Below are 929 nucleotides of genomic sequence, written 5' to 3'. Positions count from 1 at the left end.
CCCCGCAAAGCGCGGCTGATAGTGCTCCTCTATGGCAGCCGACACCTCGCTAGACTTGCCTTGAATAGTTGCATATATTCTACCCATAAAGCCTTGCAGCTCAGGGAATTCATAAACCATTTCAGTCATTAAGTCAGCCTTGCATAACGTTGCCGCCTCATTTACCACTGCTAGCTTGTCGGTGGCAACAACACCCGCTAACTTAGCGGCAATCGCCCTAACCCGCTCCATCTTTTCATAAGACGTGCCCAACTTTTCTTGATAAGTCACCTTTTTTAGTGCTTCAAGACTTTTATAGTCTTTATCGTTCTTTATAACATCATCAAGCACACCCAGCGAAACGACTTTGTAGCCTTGCACATAGAAGTCGCGCAGGGTACTATCCCAGTATTCCGTCAGTGCAGGAGGGCAGATAATCAGCTTCTTGCTAGGCAGGAGCTGCAAGAGCATTGCCGTCATATAGGTTTTGCCAAGCCCCACCACATCGGCAATGAGAACGCCGTTATAGTCGTTTAATATTCGTTTGGCGTTGTGAACCGCATCCTCCTGATATTTTAACTTCTTAAAGTTTGACGGATAGCTAATTTTAATACTAACGTCAGCATTTATATCCTCCTTAAAATATTCATATAAGAACTTTAGATATAAATCATAAGGGGTGATGTCTTCGCGAAGCGGAGATTTAAGGTGCACTGCACTGATATAGTCTTGGGTGACGTTAATGCCCTCTTTCCACAACTCTTCAAACTGGGCTAATGCAAATTTTACATCAGGTGCATCTTTTAATTCAACGTTGAATTCACGTCTTCCCACAAGCCCGCTCTCAGTAAAGTTGCTTGAGCCTGTTATCACGCTCCCGTAGTTAGGAAAATTATCGCCATATCTCGTGATATAAACTTTTGCATGTATATTTTGATTTGGGTGAGCCT

General features: G+C 43.6%; 1 protein-coding gene. It reads right to left on the bottom strand.

Going from position 1 to position 929, the window contains the following annotated elements:
- On the bottom strand, positions 1-909 hold a 909-nt coding region (locus AC1MDJ_RS08120; RefSeq protein WP_479690410.1), incomplete at its 3' end, for a glycine--tRNA ligase subunit beta.
- Positions 910-929 lie beyond the last annotated feature (20 nt).

The organism is Candidatus Termitispirillum reticulitermitis, assembly GCF_054655775.1.
This window is presented reverse-complemented; position numbering and strand designations above follow the sequence as displayed.